Below are 18,690 nucleotides of genomic sequence, written 5' to 3'. Positions count from 1 at the left end.
TTTTCACGCGAGTTTTGAGAGGCACTTTGTAAAGAAAATTCAGCATTTATTTTCCTTCCATGCGGTGTGCTGCCAATATTACAGCAGCTGTTTTTTGATGGTCGTTCGTTGTTAGAATTTCGTGATTCAATGCAAGAGCAGTGAGCAACCGCTGTGTTCTTTTGTCTCCGAAATATAGAATAACAACGGAAAAGTTGACCAATCGTTCTTTGAGAGATTTGAACAGAATGGGCTCATTATCAATCGCTTCAGCGCTGATTGTGGATTATGTCCTGTAATAATGCTTACGCAGATGTGTTCCAGACTGATTTTGGATAACGCCTTCAACTTATGGGTATGATACTGCATATTGCCTCGAGTTGCATTGTGGGGTAAGGGGATGAAGGTAGGCAGAAATGGGTGTTTCAGCCTCAATTTATCTGAGAATTCAGTAATGAGAGAACGTGTACGCGCAAGAAGGACGTTGAAGGACTTAGGTGCGGATTTGAGGGAGATTACAAAACTTTTGAGGTTTTTTCTCCTTTTGTTCTTTTGTCTCGTGATTTTGCGCTACCTTTACACACATAATATATAATAGAACGACCCAATGGCAAAGATTACCGTCCAAGATACTGAAATAACGGTCTTGTCTTATAACGACAAAGAATACATATCGCTCACCGATATGGCTAATGCCAAGCAAAGTGAGAGCCGTGCAGCAGACATCATTAAGAACTGGCTGCGGAATCGTTATACCATCGAGTTCCTGGGTACATGGGAGATGATACACAACCCGAATTTTAATGTGGTCGAATTTGACCACTTTAGGATGCAAGCAGGTCTGCCCACATTTGCCATCAGTGCCAGCGAGTGGATAGAAAAGACAAATGCCATTGGTATCATTGTAAAAAAGGGGCGATATGGAGGAACGTATGCGTTCAAAGATATTGCCTTTGAGTTTGGAACTGCAATTAGTGTGACCTTCAAACTCTATCTTATAGAGGATTCCAACGGTTAAAAGAGGAAGAGCAGAAACTATTAGGTTGGACTGCCAAGAGAGAACTATCCAAAATCAATTACCGCATCCATACTGATGCCATCAAGAGCCATTTAATACCAGAAGAGATAACTTCTGTACAGGCTAGCATTATCTATGCAGAGGAAGCCGACGTGCTAAATGTGGCTATGTTCGGCATGACCGCCAAGCAATGGCGAGAGGCGAATCCCGACTTGAAAGGCAATATCCGCGACTATGCTACCATCAACGAACTTATATGCCTGTCGAACATGGAAAATATCAATGCCGTGCTTATCAATGATGGTGTACCACAAGGCGAGAGGCTTATGAAACTCAATCAGATAGCGATTCAGCAGATGCAAATTTTAGAAGGGAACGGGAGTAGAAATCTATTAAAGTAGCATCTTGTATTATAAGCATTTACAAAAGTATAAACACGATAGTAAAGCAAATGAGAATACGAGGATTTACGGGATGCTTAGCAAGGGTGTTGCTCGTCATTGCAATGGAAACGTTGACTATTGCAATCTGCGTGAATGTCTTTGGAATGGGCGAGGGCTCCACACTCAGTGCATTACTTGCCGTGTTGTGTATCATCCTTGCGTTCGCGATTTATTACGGTGAAGATTACAACAGCGATACCCCAAAGAGGAAACCAAGACAAGTGTCACAAGAAGATTTTAACAGCATCCCACATTGCCCTTACTGCTTTAGCGGAAATACGACAATAGACGAATATGGAAACTGCTTTTGCTTTGACTGCAAAGCCTATTGGAAAGAGGAGAGCCTAACATGAATAAAGATAAGACAGAAAAGAAAACCGCAGCGGGTTGCCTGATCATTGTCGCCCTTTTCTTCATTGTGCTGGCTGTTTACCAGTATAATGAAGAAAAACAAGCGAGGCAAGTAAGGCAAGAAATCAAGCATCTTACTCCTGCTTCATTCAGAGCCGATACAATAATACGTAGAAATAGAATCGTCACTGGCGCATTAAGCCCAACGACGAGCAAAGATGCCGATAGCGACTCTTATGACAATCCCGACTTTGATGACCTTATCCCTGGCGAGGAATATGACGAGGAATTTGTTGACCGTTCGGAGGGCGACCGTGAACTTTATGACGAGCCGTAATTGGGATTTACAACCGTAAGTTAGCAAATGGATATTTTCCGTGCTTTTCATGGAAGGCTATAATCATTTGTTTTTCCACTTGTTCTGCATTGCCATCCACTCGTTTCCAACAGACGACTAACTCGGCTGAATCTTTCAACTGCCAGACATATCGGCCACCCCAATGTCCAATATTCTGCCCTTGTCCGAAGTCCAGATATTCTTTCAATCTTTTCCTCAACCCTCTCTCACCCGTTTTGGGTGAAATGTCGGCTTTTCCAATATAAACAATTGAAGTGTCTCTAACCCATTTAGCACCTAATTTGGGAAAAGCGACATTCGGATTCTTTTTCTTGAAGAAACCACCAGTGCCCTTTTCAAGAAAAACAGGCTCATCATCATTCGGGCGTAACAAGACATACACCCCGGTAAGTTCGGGCACTATGTTGATATTCTTCCGTAACTCTGCAACAGTCTTAAACCCACAAAAGCCATCCTCTTTAAGTTGTTCCAATTCCTTAGTATTCATACCGTTTTATTGCTGTCCGGTAAAACTCAAAAGAGCCTTAATTCCGCAACACTATAAATTAAACTTTTTAAGTACCTGAGCAGCAAAAAGTTGCTCAGGATTTTGCCATGTCGAAGAATTCACTTATCATAGTGTTGCAAAAATAAACAAGAGAATCCGACGATAGACATGGCAAAAATACAAATTAAATCTGAGAGACTCACTCCTTTTGGGGATTATTTTCAATCATGGAGCAATTTGACTCCACATTATCTGCAAATTCAATAATGAGAGGATGTGTAAACGCAATAAGGACGTTCAAGGGCTTAGTTGCGGATTTGAGGATGAACTGCAGGCGTTTTTCTTTTGCCTTTATTTTTTAGAGTAACATTTGTCCAACTGCCGTTTTTTTAGTACTTTTGCAAAGTTTATAGTACACAAAAATAAATTCATATTATCATGAATGTTTCATATAAATGGCTCAAAGAGTACGTTGACTTCGATTTGACACCCCAAGAGGTGGCAGATGCACTCACATCCTGCGGTCTTGAGGTAGATGCCTTGGAAGAAGTTCAATCCATTAAAGGCGGTTTGAAGGGGCTGTATGTTGGTAAAGTGCTTACCTGTGAAATGCACCCTAATTCCGATCACCTTCATATTACAACCGTAGATTTAGGAAAAGAGCAGCCTTCTCAGATTGTCTGTGGTGCGCCAAATGTAGCCGCAGGACAGAAAGTTATTGTTGCCGATGTAGGTTGCGTTTTATATAATGGTGAAGAATCATTCACAATCAAGAAAAGCAAACTTCGTGGTGTCGACTCATACGGCATGATTTGTGCAGAAGACGAGATAGGTGTTGGAACTTCACACGATGGAATTATTGTCCTTCCTGAAGATGCACCAGTGGGTCAGCCCGCCGCAGAATATTATCATTTAGAAAGCGATTGGGTGATAGAAATTGATATCACGGCAAACCGTTCTGATGCACTTTCTCATTATGGCGTGGCACGTGACTTGTATGCGTGGTTGAAACAAAATGGTTATGCCACTAACTTGCATCGCCCTAATTGTGATGCCTTTCAGGTTGATAACGAGGATTTGCCCATTGATGTACAAATAGAAAATACACAAGCCTGTAAACGCTATGCCTGTATTTCGCTGACGGATTGTGAGGTGAAAGACAGTCCAGAATGGCTACAAGATAAGTTGCGGGTCATCGGATTGCGACCTGTCAACAACATTGTAGACATTACGAACTACATCATGATGGCGTATGGGCAGCCGATGCATTGCTTTGATGCCGACATGGTGGAGGGCAACCGGATAGTAGTGCGCACACAACCCGACGGAACAAAGTTTGAAACGCTCGATGGTGAAGAGCATACGCTGGGTGAACACGATTTAAGTATTTGCAATGCGGAACATCCCATGTGTATTGCAGGTATCTTTGGCGGTAAAGGAAGTGGTACTTACAACAGCACGAGGAACGTGGTTTTAGAGAGTGCCTATTTCCATCCCACTTGGATTCGCAAGAGTGCGCGTCGTCACGGATTGAGCACAGATGCCAGTTATCGTTTCGAGCGTGGTATTGATCCTAATGGTGTTATCTACGCACTCAAACAGGCAGCGATACTTTGTCAACAGTTGGCTGGTGGTAAGGTGAGTATGCAGATAAAGGATGTTTATCCTGAACCGATAGAAAATGCGAAAGTATCACTTTCATATAGCTATGTTAATGGGCTGATAGGTAAAGAGATAGGTCATGATACGATAAAAGAGATTGTGACAAATCTTGAAATGGAAATCCTTCAGGAAACAGCAGAAGGACTGGAATTGTCCATACCGACCTATCGTGTTGACGTGCAGCGACCATGCGATGTGGTGGAGGATATCTTACGCATCTACGGATATAATAATGTGGAGATACCACAACAATTGAAAAGTTCGTTGACTATCTTAGGCGAAGAAGACGAGAAACAGCATTTGGAAAATCTGATTGGTGAACAATTGGTGGGTAGTGGCTTCCACGAAATCTTAAATAACTCGCTCACAAAAGTAGCTTATTACCAAGATTTGAATCAGTATGCGGAGGAAACAACGGTGAAAGTAATGAATCCGTTGAGCAGTGATTTGGGTGTGATGCGACAGACGTTGTTATTTGGTGGCTTGGAAAGTATTGCGAGAAACGTCAACCGTAAAAATGCGAACTTGCGACTTTTCGAGTTTGGTAATTGCTATCATTTCGATGCAGCTCGTTTGGATGCAGACAATCCTATTAACGCCTACAAACAGGAAACACATTTAGGATTGTGGATAACAGGAAAGCGAGTAGAAGGAAGTTGGGCGCATGCAGATGAAGATAGTTCGTTCTTTGAACTCAAAGCTTATGTAGAAAATATCTTTGCACGCTTGGGTGTGCCAGCTGGGCTGTGCATCTCGGAAAAGAGCGATAACAATATTTTCTCGGAAGGCTTGACGATGAAGAATCGTGGAGGAAAGCCTATGGTTGAGTTAGGCGTGGTATGTCCCCGATTATTAAAAACTGTGGGTATCTCTGCAACAGTGTATTATGCCGATATCCACTGGTCTACGGTGATGAAAGCTATTCGCAAACAGAAGGTTGAGTTTAAGGAATTGTCTAAATTCCCTGCTGTAAGTCGAGATTTGGCGTTGCTGTTAGACCAAGCAATTCCTTTCGAAAAGATTGAAGAGATTGCTTTTCAAACAGAAAAGAAACTGTTGAAGCGGGTGGAACTCTTTGATGTTTACGAGGGGAAGAACTTGCCAGAAGGCAAGAAGAGCTATGCGGTGAACTTTATTTTGCAAGATGAACAGAAAACCTTGAACGACAAGCAGATTGATGCAATAATGCAGAAACTTATCAAAAACCTCACCAAGAATTTAGGTGCAGAGTTGCGGTAAGAGGTTTTCGTGAAGTGATTGACGTTGATATATCAATAATTCATTAATAATAACAATTCGTGACGTAGCAATACGTTCATGACCTCTTTAGGTGAAGAGGATTTTAATTAATAAATTCAATGGGAAGAGCATTTGAATATCGTAAAGCAACAAAACTGAAACGTTGGGGACACATGGCTCGTACGTTTACGAAGATTGGTAAACAAATCGCCATTGCTGTGAAAGCAGGTGGACCAGAGCCAGAAAACAACCCTACACTGCGTGCCATCATTGCTAATGCTAAGCGTGAGAACATGCCTAAGGACAACATTGACCGTGCTATCAAAAATGCACTTGGTAAAGACCAGAGCGATTATAAGGAAGTAACTTATGAGGGCTATGGTCCACACGGAGTTGCCATTTTGGTGGATACGCTGACCGACAACACCACTCGAACTGTAGGTGATGTTCGTTCTGTATTCAACAAGTTTAATGGAAATTTGGGTACCACAGGTTCTTTGGCTTTCTTGTTTGATCATAAGTCTGTGTTTACTTTTAAGAAGAAAGAAAATCTCGATATGGATGAGTTAATCCTTGATCTCATCGATTACGGTGTCGAAGATGAATACGATGAGGACGAAGAAGCCAATGAGGTGACCATTTACGGCGCACCAACCAGCTTTGGTGATATCCAAAAGCATTTAGAGGAAGAAGGGTTTGAGGTGACTGGTGGAGAGTTTACTTACATCCCTAACGACTTGAAGAATGTGACACCAGAAGAACGTGAAACTCTTGACAAGATGATTGAGAAGTTGGAAGAGTTTGATGATGTTCAGACGGTGTACACCAATATGCAACCAGAATAAGCATTTGATGCGACGGCCATTCATCATTCGGAGCATGGCGTCTTCAATGATGAATGGCTCGCTTGCATTTTATTTCAATAGCGCAGTTCAAGTCCTCTGCAACAACCATGAAGTGAACGAGGATGACGAACTGCACATTTGTACTTCTGATATCCTGAACTGTAATTATCCTAAATCTTAACCTTTTATTTTTTTGTATGAAAAGAAGTCGTTGTTTTATCTTTTTATTAAACTTACTGTTGGCAGCATTGCCATTAAATGCCAAAAAAGATTATACCCAATTTGTAAATCCCATTATTGGTTCCGGAGGTCACGGTCATGTCTTTGTGGGAGCGAATGTACCTTTTAGTGCCGTTCAGTTAGGACCGATGAACATCTTTAAGGGTTGGGATTGGTGCTCGGGCTATCATTACAGTGATAGTGTTATTATCGGGTTTAGTCATAACCACTTGAGTGGTACAGGTTGTGATGATTTGGGCGACATCAGCTTGATGCCCTACTCAGGTGAGATGCGAACCAAACGAGGAGATGATCATAACCTTGAGGGTGCCGCTTCGTCGAAATTCTCACACGACAATGAAGTTGTATCACCTGGTTACTATGCCGTAAAATTGGATAACGGTGTAAATGTAGAACTGACAACAACAGAGCGTGTGGGGGTGCATCGCTACAATTATACAAAGGCAGAAACCCCACGCGTATTGATAGATTTGTTCAATGGTATCGGAAATAACACCTATGAAGCCTATATTTGCAAAATTGACGATACCACAGTTGAGGGATATCGTTTTGTCAATGGTTGGGCACCCCAACACAAGGTTTTCTTTTATGCCAAGTTCAATCAACCAATCCAATCACTTGATGTGTTTCACTTGAATACACCTGCGGGTACCGATGAGTTGCAAGGACGTGATGTGAAAGCAGTTGCAACGTTCAAAGACGGAATGAAAGAACTCTTGGTAAAGGTAGCTATCTCGTCCGTGAGTTGCACCAATGCAAAGCTCAACTTAGAAAAGGAGATGACGGGATGGAACTTCGATGACGTTCATCAGGTAGCGAAACAAAAGTGGAACGACGTGTTATCACGAATAGAAATTGAAGGGACACCTCGACAAAAAACAATTTTCTATACAGCCATGTACCATGCCTTTATCGCACCTAATTTATATTGCGACGTCAACGGAGACTTTAGAGGCATAGACGACAAGGTATATAAAAATAATAAATTCAAGAATTACACGACGCTCTCGTTATGGGATACTTATCGTACATTGCATCCGCTGTTTACAATCATAGCGAGAAAGGAAGTTCCAGATATGATGAACTCCATGCTGAGCATCTACGATCAAAATGGAAAGCTGCCTATATGGCCATTGTATTCGGGTGAGACGAATTGTATGCCAGGCTATAGTTCCGTGCCAGTGATTGCCGATGCTTACTTAAAAGGGATTGGTGGCTTCGATGCCAATAAAGCGTTAGACTATATGATATCCACGGCTACGAATCCAAAACAAAACGGTGTGAAAGACTTTATGCACTATGGATATATCCCAGCCGATGCTATTAAGGAGGCAACCTCGATACAGTTAGAATATGCAGCAGACGATATGGGTATTGCACTCATGGCAAAGAAGATGGGACGAATGGATGTTTACCAAACTTTCTTGAAGCGTGCTTTGTCGTATCAAACAATTTTCGATTCAAAAATAAATAAGATTCATCCAAAGATGAAAGATGGCTCATGGTACGAACCTTACGACCCATTTTTAGCGAACGAAAGAGATGGGGTAGGAGATTTCTGTGAGGGAAATGGCTGGCAATATACCTTTATGGTGCCACAAGATCCCGATGGGCTGATTAAGGCGCATGGTGGAGATGCCGCTTTTGTGAAGAATCTTGATGAGTTGTTTGTTGCCGAAGGGGATCTAGGAGAAGGAGCTCCACCTGATGTGTCTGGTATGGTGGGACAGTATGCACATGGTAACGAACCCAATCATCATACACCTTATTTATATGTCTATGCAGGACAACCGTATAAGACAGCAGAAAAGGTGAGAATGCTCCAAAACAAGTTCTATACCGATGAGCCAGATGGATACTGTGGTAACGAAGATTGTGGGCAAATGTCAGCTTGGCATATCATGTCAGCGTTAGGATTTTATCAGGTGAATCCATCTAATGGCATTTTTGTTTTTGGTAGTCCGTTGTTTAAGAAGGCAACGATTCATCTGCCTGAGGGTAAGACATTTGTGATTACTGCACCCAACAATAACGACAAAAATGTATATATCAAGTCGGCTCAATTAAATGGTAGAAACTTGAAGACTTCTTACATTACTTACAATGACGTGATGAAAGGAGGAGTACTTAACTTCCAAATGAGCAATCGCCCCAATAAGAGTTTTGGAAAAGCAATGCAGCATAGACCTGTGAGTGCAAAATAATCCGAGAGAGTGCGTTATACTTCGGGGCTGCTCAATAAGTATCAATCATTTGTGTTTATTGAGCAGCCCCGATTTTGTTGTAAGATTTCCCTTCCGTACTCTTTGATTCAATATTACAAGTTGGAAAATTATATAACCAATCATAAAGATATTTATCTTCTGATGTTTTTTCCTGCTGAAAAGCTTGGATTATCAATGATTATTCGTATCTTTGCAATACGAGAACCCGCCAAGCCTCTCAACGATGCTCAAATGTGCGGGTCGTTTTTGTTTTTATAGGTATATGGCAACAAGGATTCCGTATATAAAAACATATTCCATATCACAAGAAAAAAGAACCGCTGTGAAAGATGAACGAATTGTCAATGCACTTAATGTTGATGTAAAAGATTTGTTAGTAAGTAATAATATTTAATATGACCGAGAAAGTTCGTGCTGAAAGAAACAGGACACTGACTGTTTCAGCAAGCGAAATACCAACATTGGAAAAATTTATTCTTTCTGCAAATGATATTAAAAAATCATTTGTAGATGACTCAATTATCAATGCAGATCTCTTTGATTGCCTTGATTATATTCCTAACGGGTATTTCAATTTGATAATTATAGATCCTCCATATAATCTTGACAAAGATTTCCACGGAAAGAAGTTTTCAAGCATGAAATCTGATGCGTATGAAGACTATCTCAGAAGTTGGTTTTACAAAGTTTGCGACAAACTTGCTCCAAACGGATCACTCTATGTGTGTGGAGATTGGAAGTGTACTTCATCAATGCAAAGAGTCATTGAAGAACGCTTAACGGTTATAAATCGTATAACATGGCAAAGAGAAAAGGGAAGAGGTGCAAAGTTTAATTGGAAAAATGCCATGGAAGATATTTGGTTTGCAGTGAGAAATCCTAAAGATTATTATTTTGACGTTGATGCTGTTATGATGAAGCGTAAAGTTATAGCTCCTTACAAAGTGGATGGAAATCCAAAAGATTGGGAGGAAACAGAGAATGGTAATTTCCGAATTACATATCCTTCTAATTTTTGGGATGATATTAGCATACCTTTTTGGTCAATGCCAGAGAATACCGACCATCCAACTCAAAAGCCTGAAAAGTTGTATGCCAAGTTAGTACTTGCATCAACCAAGCTTGGCGACAAAATTTTTGACCCATTTTTAGGTAGTGGAACAACTGCTGTTGTTGCTCAAAAATTGGGTAGAAGTTATTGCGGAGTAGAGATCAACAGAGAATATTGCTATTGGGCTGTTAAACGCTTGATGAATGCTATTAGTAATAATACAATCCAAGGATATGAAGATGGTGTATTTTGGGAAAGAAATTCTTTGGGCGATCAGAAAAAGCAACAAATACAATCTAAAATAAATAAAAAAGTAAAAGAGCTAAAAGATAGTCCTTCTTTATTTGACTAAGTAAGGTTTGCTACCTTGTACAAAAATGAAGATAAGAATATTTTTTTATATTCTTATTGTCTCGTACAAAGCAATCATTGGTAATATTGAATACCAAAACTTTCATTTCAAGAGAATTGAAACATTTAATAACAATTGTCTAACTGTGTGTGTTCTCGGTTGGGGACAAATTCAAATAGCTAATGTAAACACTTTGGTATTTCTTGAAAATGATACTATAAAAAGTAAATCGTGGATGCTATCGCTTAGTGATAAACTATTCATGTTTTATGATGAAGAGTTATCGAAAATAGGAGAACGTAAAACTTGGTTTAGTTCTATTAAATCATATTGGGAGGCTAATTAAAATGAATTTAAGATGTAGAGAATTTGTGGACTACATTGTTAATCATGCTCCACAACACAATAAGCAAGTTGTTGAAGATAACGTATGCGCACATTTCAATCTCACAAAAGATAGAAAGGTGTATCATAATGAGTACTTCGCAGTAAGGTTTAGTTACTCTAAATCAGCTTCTGATTCATTCAGCAATACAGTTCTAAGTTTGTCTGCACTTGAAAAATATGACAAGATTCCCTTCTTTGTTGTACTGGTTCGTCAGTCTTCAACAAATTTGATACTTCTTGCAAATACTACTTTCCTTAAAAAGATAAGCCATAGTTCACAAGAACTTAGTATGACGAATATAAAGGGAAGTTTTAATGGTTCTGACATAATGCGAAATTACGACAACAGACAGAATGCCCCAGAAAACTTTGATTACTTGTTTGCACTTCATAAGGGATTGGACTGGGAAGACAACCTTTCTCGTTTGGTTGATGCATCTTCAAGCATTCAGCCTGTTAATCAAAAGTTTGAACCTACAGAGACAGAAAAGTCAAACATATTTGATTCTATCAGCAGAGCATCTGCTTTTGTAAGCTCAAAGCAATTCAATGTTCTTGAAGACGATTTGAACGAACGTTGCAATAAGTGTAGAAAGGAAATCCTTATTGCTTCTCATATTGAAAATACAAATATTCGAGGCAGACTTATAGAGAGCCTGATTACATCAGATGATGTCGAAAGACAGCAAATTTATTAATAATTTGCATAATCTCGAAGCAGCATTACCTTCCTATGACACGAAGAATGGTTTAGGTGACTACTATCGTGAATTTGATAATGGCGATACATATACCGATATTAAAACAAAAGTCATATATCTGAACTCAAATCCTAAGGCATATAATATAGATAAGTTTCTTATGCAAATGGCAGATTCCAAGAGTTTATTCTTGTTCTTTTTCATTGGAGTTAATGAGGAATCCATCTTCAAAACGCTTTTGTGTTCAGTATACCATGGCAAATTAATAGATAATACAATTTTGCAATTCCACTGGGCAGGAAGGAATACAAGAGGTGCTGCTCAGTTTAATGGAACAGCAATAGACGAAATGCTGAATGAACAAAGTTTTGTCAATGATATTGATATCACAAAATCAGAAACATTCCTGCAAGAATTGCTTAATCGTTAAATAACATATATTCAAGATTGTCAACAAAGCAATAACCACTAATTTAGTAGCCACTCCAATCAAGCAAATCTGACTTTGGATGTGGTTTACTCGTCTCACGAAACAATGTTCTTTAATGCGTAGCTTTCCACCACGCAGTGTTTTGTATGCCACGTAATGGCGCAACATGAATGGTGGGATCTGAAATGGTTAATCCACTAAAGGTTTTCACAGGGATATATTTGGGACCTTCAAACGGATAAATGTATGAATAAATCGTGTCCGTATGACTTTGATGGCGTACCGTTTTCGTGAGCTGTTGGTTGAAACGTTCACGAAGGTTCTTGTTCTTACAAAGCCACTTCACGTAATCGCCCATGTCGAAGAATATACCTGCCTTAAAGCCATCGAGTACTTGAACACTGTCTCGCAACGAGTCGTCCAACGAATATTTCGCATTGATGTCCTTCATCACTGCAGCTAAGGCTTCTACCTCTCGGCAATCGATAGCGGCAATTGTGCCAGACGGCACTCGGTAATTGGAGTAGAAGTCATGAAACTTCTTCACTATAGCGCCATAGTTGGGAGTGGGCGATGCCAAACTGCTCCACATATCCGCATACGGCATGCCAACAGCCATAATCTCACTGGTAGAGCCAACAAGGAAATTAGTCACGTCTTTGAGCATATAGGCTGTTTCAACATTTGCCATGTAGCAATCGTCAAACAGAATGTATTGCATCTTTGTGCCCGTTTGAGCGATTCCTTTTGCCAAGGTCTCTATGTCTGTGGCATAATTAAGAATGTCGTCTACACTTCCAAAGAATCGAGTCTGTTCCCAATACGTGGGTTGCTGACGAGTAGAAAAAACATACCGCTTTGCATTGTAGGGGTAGTCTTTCCAGTTTTCTTTGTATGTCCAACCAGTGCCGTGGCATCCAATGATGAGTGCATAGTTGAGCGCTTCTGCCGCTGTTTTCGTGTCATTGATGATTTGGGCAATACCTTCAGCCGTAGTATATGCTTTTCCCGAATAGGTCTTGATAGGGGTGTGCGTTATTTGTTTGTTGACATAACCAACCTCGTACAGTTCTGATTCGGTGGGCGACTTGCTAAGAAATACCACTAAGCGGGAGTTCTTGAGTCCTTTCTGGGCTTTCACACCCGATTCGATACTGTCTAAATTTTGTAGGAAAAAGTTGTACAGTCCTTTGTGTTGTGCACTTCCCGACCACGGCATATAGACTAATATGGTTTGTTTGTTATAGTCGTTGATGTCAATAGTATCGTCATCCTTACACGATGTAATCGTCAAGGTACAGAGTAGGACGAGCCATAAAAAAAACTGTTTACGCATCAGTCGGTTATTTCTTCTTTTTAAGTTCTGCCATCGAAACTTTCAGTGCTGCGATTTTCTCTTCCGTATCACTTTGTTTCTTGCGCTCCAATGCCACCACAGCCTCAGGCGCATTGGCTACAAATTTACTGTTGCTGAGTTTTTTCTGAATACCAGCTAAGAAGCCTTCCAAATGTTTGAGTTGGTCTTCATGCTTCTTTAACTCGGCTTCCACATCAATCAAATTTCCGATAGGAACGGCAAATTCGTTAGTACCAACCATGAATTGTGCCACGTCAGCAGGTTTTTCAGTCATGGTTTGTATGGATGACAAATGAGCCATTTTAATGATAATGTCATTAAAGGTGGCAAATGGGTTGTCACCAATAGCTACCAATTCTAATTCTTCTTTGGGTGAGATGTTCTTTTGATTTCTAATCATGCGAACCCCACTCACAATCTGTTTGACCACTTCAATCTCTTCTGTCAGCGATTTTTCATCGTCTGTAGGCGTAGGAATGTCAAGCTGTTGGGTCATGATAGACTCCCCTTCCTTTCGCTCATACAAATGTTGCCACAATTCTTCCGTGATAAATGGCATGAAAGGATGTAGCATTTTTAAGAGGATGTCAAAGAAGTTCAAAGTCTGCTGATAGGTCTTCGCATCGATAGGTGTTCCGTAGGCGGGCTTTATCATCTCAAGATACCAGCTTGAGAACTCGTCCCAAAAGAGCCTGTAGACAACCATTAGTGCCTCGGAGATGCGATATTTCGAGAATAGGTCGTTCACTTCTTCGTTTGTGGTGCGCAACTTAGCCTCGAACCAAGCTGTTGCCAACTTGTTGGTTTGTGGTTGTTCGGCATCTGTAACCTCCCAACCTTTTACCAATCGGAATGCATTCCAAATCTTGTTGTTAAAGTTACGACCTTGTTCACACAGGCTTTCATCAAAGAGAATGTCGTTGCCCGCTGGTGCACTGAGCATCATACCCATGCGTACACCATCGGCACCGTACTTATCAATGAGTGCAATAGGATCGGGCGAGTTACCCAAGCTCTTGCTCATCTTCCTGCCCAACTTGTCGCGCACAATACCCGTAAAGTACACATGTCTGAAAGGCATCTGCCCTTTGTACTCATATCCAGCCATAATCATGCGTGCCACCCAAAAGAAAATAATATCAGGTCCAGTGATGAGGTCGGCTGTAGGGTAGTAGTATTGAATTTCTTTATTATCAGGATTGTTAATGCCGTCAAAGAGAGAAATAGGCCATAGCCACGATGAAAACCATGTGTCGAGACAATCACTATCTTGTTCGATGTCGTTCATGGTGAGTGCGCTGTCCTTCTGTTGAGCCAGTTTGAGAGCTACTTCTGCCGTTTCTGCCACCACAACCTCTTGCTTGCCGTTGACTGTAAAGTAATAAGCAGGAATGCGATGTCCCCACCACAGCTGTCTACTGATACACCAATCTTTGATGTTTTCGAGCCAGTGACGATAGGTATTTTTATACTTCGAGGGATAAAACTGAATATCGTCGTCCATGACGGGCTGCAAGGCAAGGTCGGCAAAGTGTTGCATTTTCAAAAACCACTGTGTGGACAACTTTGGCTCAATGGGTACATGGGTGCGCTCGGAGTATCCAACTTTGTTGTTGTAGTCCTCCACTTTTTCCATCAATCCTGCTTTTTCCAAATCTTTTGCAATTTGCTTGCGCACGTCCATACGATCCATGCCAACATACATTCCTGCTTCTTCAGAAATAGTACCATTATCGTTAAAGATGTCAATTGTTTGAAGTCCGTGTTTCAGACCCAAGGCATGGTCGTTAATATCATGTGCTGGCGTTACCTTTAAGCATCCAGTACCAAACTCAATATCCACATAGTCGTCCTCGATAACAGGAATTTCTCGTCCTACTAATGGTACGATAACGTGCTTTCCTTTGAGCCACGCATTCTTAGGATCATTGGGGTTGATGCACATAGCCGTATCACCCATAATCGTTTCGGGACGTGTTGTAGCGACGATGGCAAACTTATCAGGGTCTTCAACTACATGATAGCGAAGATAATAAAGCTTGGAGTGCTCGTCTTGATAGATAACTTCTTCATCGCTCAAAGCTGTTTGTGCCTGCGGATCCCAATTCACCATACGTACTCCACGGTAGATAAGACCTTTGTTGTAGAGGTCGCAAAACACTTTGATAACGCTTTCCGAACGTTTCTCGTCCATCGTGAATGCGGTGCGATCCCAATCACAGGAAGCGCCTAAGCGACGTAACTGCTTCAAAATAATGCCGCCATGTTCGTGCGTCCAGTCCCAAGCATGTTTCAAAAACTCGTCTCTCGAAAGGTCTGTTTTCTTGATTCCCTGTTCTGCCAATCGTGCTACAACCTTTGCTTCCGTAGCTATCGAGGCATGATCAGTGCCAGGAACCCAACAGGCATTCTTGCCTTCCATGCGTGCTCTGCGCACTAAAATATCTTGAATGGTATTGTTAAGCATGTGTCCCATGTGCAGCACACCTGTGACATTGGGGGGAGGTATGACCACCGTATAAGCTTCACGCCCATCAGGTTTTGAACTAAATAATTTGTTGTTGAGCCAATATTCATACCATTTAGATTCCACATCCTGTGGATTATACTTGCTTGCCAATTCCATTTTATCGTTTTCTACTTTAATAATAAATTCTTATAAAACATTGCAAAATTACGAAATTTCAATTGAAAATGATTACTTTTGCAATAATAAAAATTCAGCCATGCACTCAAGAGAAGAAAAAATAGCGGCTTTTGGTCGGCTTCTTGACGTACAAGAACGCCTGAGAAAGGAATGTCCTTGGGACAGAAAACAAACCTACCACAGCTTAAGACCGCACACGATAGAAGAGGTTTACGAGCTTTGTGATGCTATCTTGAAAGAGGATAAGGTCAATATCTGTAAAGAACTTGGTGATGTGTTGGAGCATGTCATCTTCTACGCTATCCTTGGAGATGAGACAGGGGCTTATGATATTGCGGATGTATGCGATAAGGAAGCCCGTAAATTAATGTTTCGTCATCCATTTATCGATTGGACTGGTTGGGAAGGAGACCCTAAAAAAGAAGTTTTAGACGCACAAACAGGGGTGGACGAAACCACTGCTAAACCGCAGACGGAGCAGCAAGTAGAAAAAACGTGGGAGCAAATTAAGCAAAAAGAAAAAGATGGAAACAAGAGCGTGTTGGCAGGTGTGCCAGAGGCTTTGCCATCTCTCATTAAGGCTTATCGCATTCAAGATAAAGCACGGAACGTTGGGTTTGACTGGGAAAAGCGAGAAGACGTTTGGAAGAAAGTGCGTGAAGAATTGAGTGAGCTGGAAGAAGAATTAGCGAAAGACGATGCCGAGCATGCTACGAAGGAGTTGGGAGATTTTCTTTTCTCGGTCATTAATGCTGCTCGTTTGTATCATCTTAATCCTGAAAACGCACTGGAGCTCACTAATCAAAAATTTATTCGACGCTTTAATCATATCGAAGCCCAAACCATAAAATCGGGAAAGCAACTCAAAGACTTGACACTTGCAGAGATGGATGAGCTTTGGGAAGAGGCTAAACGTATGGAAAAAGAATCTGATAACAACTAAAAATACAAAATATAATAATGATGAAAAATACGTTGAAAATATTTGCGGCAGTGCTCATGACAGTCAGCTTGGCTGTTGGATGCGTGGATAAAAAGGGCTCTGCATCCTCTTCGGACACGGTGTCACAAGATGAAGAAGCTTCTACAGACTCTACTGTATATGGCGTTTGCGGCGACGGAACCGCCATGCACACCTTGCAGGTGATATCAGATGCTGGCGATACGCTGGATTATATGATTAACACCGATGGAGAATTGGTCTCTGACATTCAAGGAGGTAGAATGGTAGGCGACCGCATGGCAGTCATTGGAGCAAAAGTGAACCAAGAATTAGTTGCGAAGAAAGCAATCAATCTGACAACGCTTTTAGGGAGATGGGTAAGTTTGGACAAGAACTTTGAAATTCGTGAAGGTGGTATTGTCGAGTCTTTCGTGAAAGCCGAATCGCATCCGTGGACGAAGTGGAAAATCCTCAATGGCGCCCTACTGTTAAACACCGATACCTTTGAAGTAAAGACTTTGGGGGCAGATAGTTTGTTGCTTGAGAACAAAAAAGGTATTTTTGTCTACAAGCGTCAACGAGACAAACAGCAGTAGAAGGCTTTTGACTCTTTGTTTTGCGTTTAGATTTATCTGTTGGAACCTTTTAGAATTCATATTTTAGGATGTGGAAGTGCCATGCCAACGCTGCGACACCATCCGTCCTCACAGGTTGTTGAAATCCGTGAGAAACTGTTCATGGTCGATTGTGGCGAAGGAACGCAAGTACAACTCCGTCGTGCTAAAATCAAATTTACCAAACTGCAAGCCGTCTTTATCACCCACTTACATGGCGATCATTGCCTTGGTTTGATAGGTATGCTTTCCACTTTTGGGATGTTGGGGCGCACTGCACCGCTCCATATCTATGCTCCGCAAGCGTTAGAAGCTTTGTTGCAAACACAGATTGCCGTGTTCTGTCCAGGCTTGGAATACGAGGTGAAGTTTCATGCAGTGGAGACCACCCAGCATCAGGTGATTTATGAAGACCGAAGTTTGACTGTTGAATCCATTCCTTTAGCGCATCGTCTCCCTTGTTGTGGCTTTTTGTTTAGGGAGAAACCTGTGTTGCCACATATCCGAAGAGAGATGATTGACTTCTATGAAATTCCTGTTTCCCAAATTAACAACATCAAAAACGGAGCCGACTGGACTACACCAGAAGGGGAGATAGTGAGCAATCAACGCCTAACATACCCTGCTGCACCGCCCCGTAGTTACGCCTATTGCAGTGATACACGCTATCTTCCTCACTTGCACCAATTGGTTCAAGGGGTGGATACGCTGTACCATGAAGCTACTTATGACCAGGAAAACGAGAGCCGAGCTGAAATGTTCGCACACAGTACGGCAGCCCAAGCTGCCATGGTGGCGCGCGATGCAAAGGTTGGAAAGTTGCTTTTGGGGCATTACAGTGCCAGATACGACGACGAGTCGGTGCTACTTCAAGAGGCAAAGAATATCTTTCCAAACTCATTCTTAACCGATGAAGGCTTGGTCTTCGATGTTAAATAGAGTTAAACGGGCAATAAATTTTAATTCATGCTTTTTGGTTTTCATAAAATTGCGTATCTTTGTTACATTGAACACAAAGAATATATATCAATGATACATAAGATACTATCCATTACCTTTGCTTTTGCGCTGCTCGTTGGCAGTCCAATCACGATGCAAGCGTCGGAAGGTTTCGAGGCTATTGAAAATGAATTTCAAAATGTTTCTATTTCAGTTTCGGAGTCTGTACTACATATCAGTGGTGCAAATGGGCAGGTATTACAGATATATAATGTGGCAGGCGTTTGTCTGATGCGTGTGAAGATTGATAGTCAAGACAAGCGTTACGAATTGAATTATCCAAAAGGTTGCTACATTATCAAGGTGGGCAAAACGGTAAGAAAGATATCTATTAGATAGCGCAAGCGTTGAAATTTGTTTTT

At 41.3% G+C, this 18,690-nt stretch carries 15 protein-coding genes and 1 pseudogene; 13 read left to right on the top strand and 3 right to left on the bottom strand.

Annotated elements, in window-relative coordinates; genetic code table 11:
* The first annotated feature begins 586 nt into the window (after positions 1 to 586).
* From HMPREF9304_RS02770 to HMPREF9304_RS02760, 3 genes and pseudogenes are all read left to right on the top strand, one after another.
* Positions 587 to 1,398, top strand: a pseudogene (locus tag HMPREF9304_RS02770) (KilA-N domain-containing protein).
* A 50-nt stretch (positions 1,399 to 1,448) separates the two neighbouring features.
* Positions 1,449 to 1,793, top strand: coding sequence for a hypothetical protein (locus tag HMPREF9304_RS02765; RefSeq protein ID WP_036926277.1), 345 nt, complete (start codon positions 1,449 to 1,451; stop codon positions 1,791 to 1,793).
* Positions 1,790 to 2,128, top strand: coding sequence for a hypothetical protein (locus HMPREF9304_RS02760; protein ID WP_036926275.1), 339 nt, complete (start codon positions 1,790 to 1,792; stop codon positions 2,126 to 2,128). The genes HMPREF9304_RS02765 and HMPREF9304_RS02760 overlap by 4 nt, the downstream gene beginning before the upstream one ends.
* Before the next feature lie 7 nt (positions 2,129 to 2,135).
* Here the strand turns inward: HMPREF9304_RS02760 and HMPREF9304_RS02755 are convergent, their stop codons facing one another.
* Positions 2,136 to 2,636: a hypothetical protein gene (locus tag HMPREF9304_RS02755; protein WP_036926274.1), complete on the bottom strand. Its 501-nt coding sequence runs from the start codon at positions 2,634 to 2,636 to the stop codon at positions 2,136 to 2,138.
* Between the two features lie 438 nt (positions 2,637 to 3,074).
* Between HMPREF9304_RS02755 and pheT the strand changes: the two genes are divergently transcribed.
* The 6 genes from pheT (at position 3,075) to HMPREF9304_RS02720 (ending at position 11,768) form a co-directional block, all read left to right on the top strand.
* Positions 3,075 to 5,537 (top strand): phenylalanine--tRNA ligase subunit beta, encoded by a 2,463-nt coding sequence (pheT, locus tag HMPREF9304_RS02750; protein WP_036926272.1) that lies wholly within the window; start codon positions 3,075 to 3,077, stop codon positions 5,535 to 5,537.
* 119 nt (positions 5,538 to 5,656) lie between these two features.
* Positions 5,657 to 6,382, top strand: a complete 726-nt coding sequence (locus HMPREF9304_RS02745) for a YebC/PmpR family DNA-binding transcriptional regulator (protein ID WP_025072838.1) — start codon at positions 5,657 to 5,659, stop codon at positions 6,380 to 6,382.
* Between the two features lie 197 nt (positions 6,383 to 6,579).
* The gene (locus HMPREF9304_RS02740; RefSeq protein WP_036926271.1) at positions 6,580 to 8,826 is read left to right on the top strand and encodes a GH92 family glycosyl hydrolase; all 2,247 of its coding nucleotides are present in this window, start codon (positions 6,580 to 6,582) and stop codon (positions 8,824 to 8,826) included.
* 416 nt (positions 8,827 to 9,242) lie between these two features.
* Positions 9,243 to 10,250: a DNA-methyltransferase gene (locus tag HMPREF9304_RS02735; protein WP_036926269.1), complete on the top strand. Its 1,008-nt coding sequence runs from the start codon at positions 9,243 to 9,245 to the stop codon at positions 10,248 to 10,250.
* Between the two features lie 371 nt (positions 10,251 to 10,621).
* Entirely contained in the window at positions 10,622 to 11,335 is a 714-nt protein-coding gene (locus tag HMPREF9304_RS02725; RefSeq protein ID WP_197061631.1) for a hypothetical protein, read from the top strand.
* A complete protein-coding gene (locus HMPREF9304_RS02720) occupies positions 11,307 to 11,768 on the top strand; it encodes a hypothetical protein (protein ID WP_156104748.1) in 462 nt (153 codons plus the stop codon). Before HMPREF9304_RS02725 ends, HMPREF9304_RS02720 begins: the two co-directional genes overlap by 29 nt.
* A gap of 112 nt (positions 11,769 to 11,880) precedes the next feature.
* Here the strand turns inward: HMPREF9304_RS02720 and HMPREF9304_RS02715 are convergent, their stop codons facing one another.
* Together HMPREF9304_RS02715 and HMPREF9304_RS02710 are read right to left on the bottom strand one after the other, a co-directional pair.
* Positions 11,881 to 13,104: a clostripain-related cysteine peptidase gene (locus tag HMPREF9304_RS02715; protein WP_036926264.1), complete on the bottom strand. Its 1,224-nt coding sequence runs from the start codon at positions 13,102 to 13,104 to the stop codon at positions 11,881 to 11,883.
* A gap of 7 nt (positions 13,105 to 13,111) precedes the next feature.
* On the bottom strand, positions 13,112 to 15,751 hold the full coding sequence (locus HMPREF9304_RS02710) for a valine--tRNA ligase (protein ID WP_036926263.1): 2,640 nt from the start codon (positions 15,749 to 15,751) through the stop codon (positions 13,112 to 13,114).
* A 100-nt stretch (positions 15,752 to 15,851) separates the two neighbouring features.
* Here HMPREF9304_RS02710 and mazG point away from each other — a divergent pair, with 100 nt between their 5' ends.
* The 4 genes from mazG to HMPREF9304_RS02690 all read left to right on the top strand — a co-directional run bounded on the left by mazG (position 15,852) and on the right by HMPREF9304_RS02690 (position 18,667).
* Positions 15,852 to 16,715: a nucleoside triphosphate pyrophosphohydrolase gene (gene mazG / locus HMPREF9304_RS02705; protein ID WP_036926262.1), complete on the top strand. Its 864-nt coding sequence runs from the start codon at positions 15,852 to 15,854 to the stop codon at positions 16,713 to 16,715.
* 17 nt (positions 16,716 to 16,732) lie between these two features.
* Positions 16,733 to 17,311 carry a lipocalin family protein gene (locus HMPREF9304_RS02700; protein WP_156104747.1) on the top strand — a complete coding sequence of 193 codons (579 nt, stop codon included), beginning with the start codon at positions 16,733 to 16,735 and terminating at the stop codon, positions 17,309 to 17,311.
* A gap of 39 nt (positions 17,312 to 17,350) precedes the next feature.
* Positions 17,351 to 18,268, top strand: a complete 918-nt coding sequence (locus HMPREF9304_RS02695; RefSeq protein ID WP_036926260.1) for a ribonuclease Z — start codon at positions 17,351 to 17,353, stop codon at positions 18,266 to 18,268.
* A 90-nt stretch (positions 18,269 to 18,358) separates the two neighbouring features.
* Positions 18,359 to 18,667 carry a T9SS type A sorting domain-containing protein gene (locus tag HMPREF9304_RS02690; protein ID WP_036926259.1) on the top strand — a complete coding sequence of 103 codons (309 nt, stop codon included), beginning with the start codon at positions 18,359 to 18,361 and terminating at the stop codon, positions 18,665 to 18,667.
* Positions 18,668 to 18,690: the final 23 nt, after the last annotated feature.

Source organism: Hoylesella timonensis S9-PR14 (genome assembly GCF_000762405.1).
GTDB lineage: Bacteria > Bacteroidota > Bacteroidia > Bacteroidales > Bacteroidaceae > Prevotella > Prevotella timonensis_A.
Note: the sequence above shows the minus strand (reverse complement) of the source record. Positions and strands in the feature narration are given on the sequence as shown.

Bases quoted from the DNA above. Each gene is read 5' to 3' on its own strand.
- HMPREF9304_RS02760 (WP_036926275.1), top strand. From the start codon at position 1,790: ATGAATAAAGATAAGACAGAAAAGAAAACCGCAGCGGGTTGCCTGATC.
- HMPREF9304_RS02740 (WP_036926271.1), top strand. From the start codon at position 6,580: ATGAAAAGAAGTCGTTGTTTTATCTTTTTATTAAACTTACTGTTGGCA.
- HMPREF9304_RS02690 (WP_036926259.1), top strand. From the start codon at position 18,359: ATGATACATAAGATACTATCCATTACCTTTGCTTTTGCGCTGCTCGTT.
- HMPREF9304_RS02745 (WP_025072838.1), top strand. From the start codon at position 5,657: ATGGGAAGAGCATTTGAATATCGTAAAGCAACAAAACTGAAACGTTGG.
- HMPREF9304_RS02710 (WP_036926263.1), bottom strand. From the start codon at position 15,751: ATGGAATTGGCAAGCAAGTATAATCCACAGGATGTGGAATCTAAATGG.
- HMPREF9304_RS02755 (WP_036926274.1), bottom strand. From the start codon at position 2,636: ATGAATACTAAGGAATTGGAACAACTTAAAGAGGATGGCTTTTGTGGG.
- HMPREF9304_RS02700 (WP_156104747.1), top strand. From the start codon at position 16,733: ATGATGAAAAATACGTTGAAAATATTTGCGGCAGTGCTCATGACAGTC.
- mazG (WP_036926262.1), top strand. From the start codon at position 15,852: ATGCACTCAAGAGAAGAAAAAATAGCGGCTTTTGGTCGGCTTCTTGAC.
- HMPREF9304_RS02765 (WP_036926277.1), top strand. From the start codon at position 1,449: ATGAGAATACGAGGATTTACGGGATGCTTAGCAAGGGTGTTGCTCGTC.
- pheT (WP_036926272.1), top strand. From the start codon at position 3,075: ATGAATGTTTCATATAAATGGCTCAAAGAGTACGTTGACTTCGATTTG.
- HMPREF9304_RS02715 (WP_036926264.1), bottom strand. From the start codon at position 13,104: ATGCGTAAACAGTTTTTTTTATGGCTCGTCCTACTCTGTACCTTGACG.
- HMPREF9304_RS02720 (WP_156104748.1), top strand. From the start codon at position 11,307: ATGATGTCGAAAGACAGCAAATTTATTAATAATTTGCATAATCTCGAA.
- HMPREF9304_RS02735 (WP_036926269.1), top strand. From the start codon at position 9,243: ATGACCGAGAAAGTTCGTGCTGAAAGAAACAGGACACTGACTGTTTCA.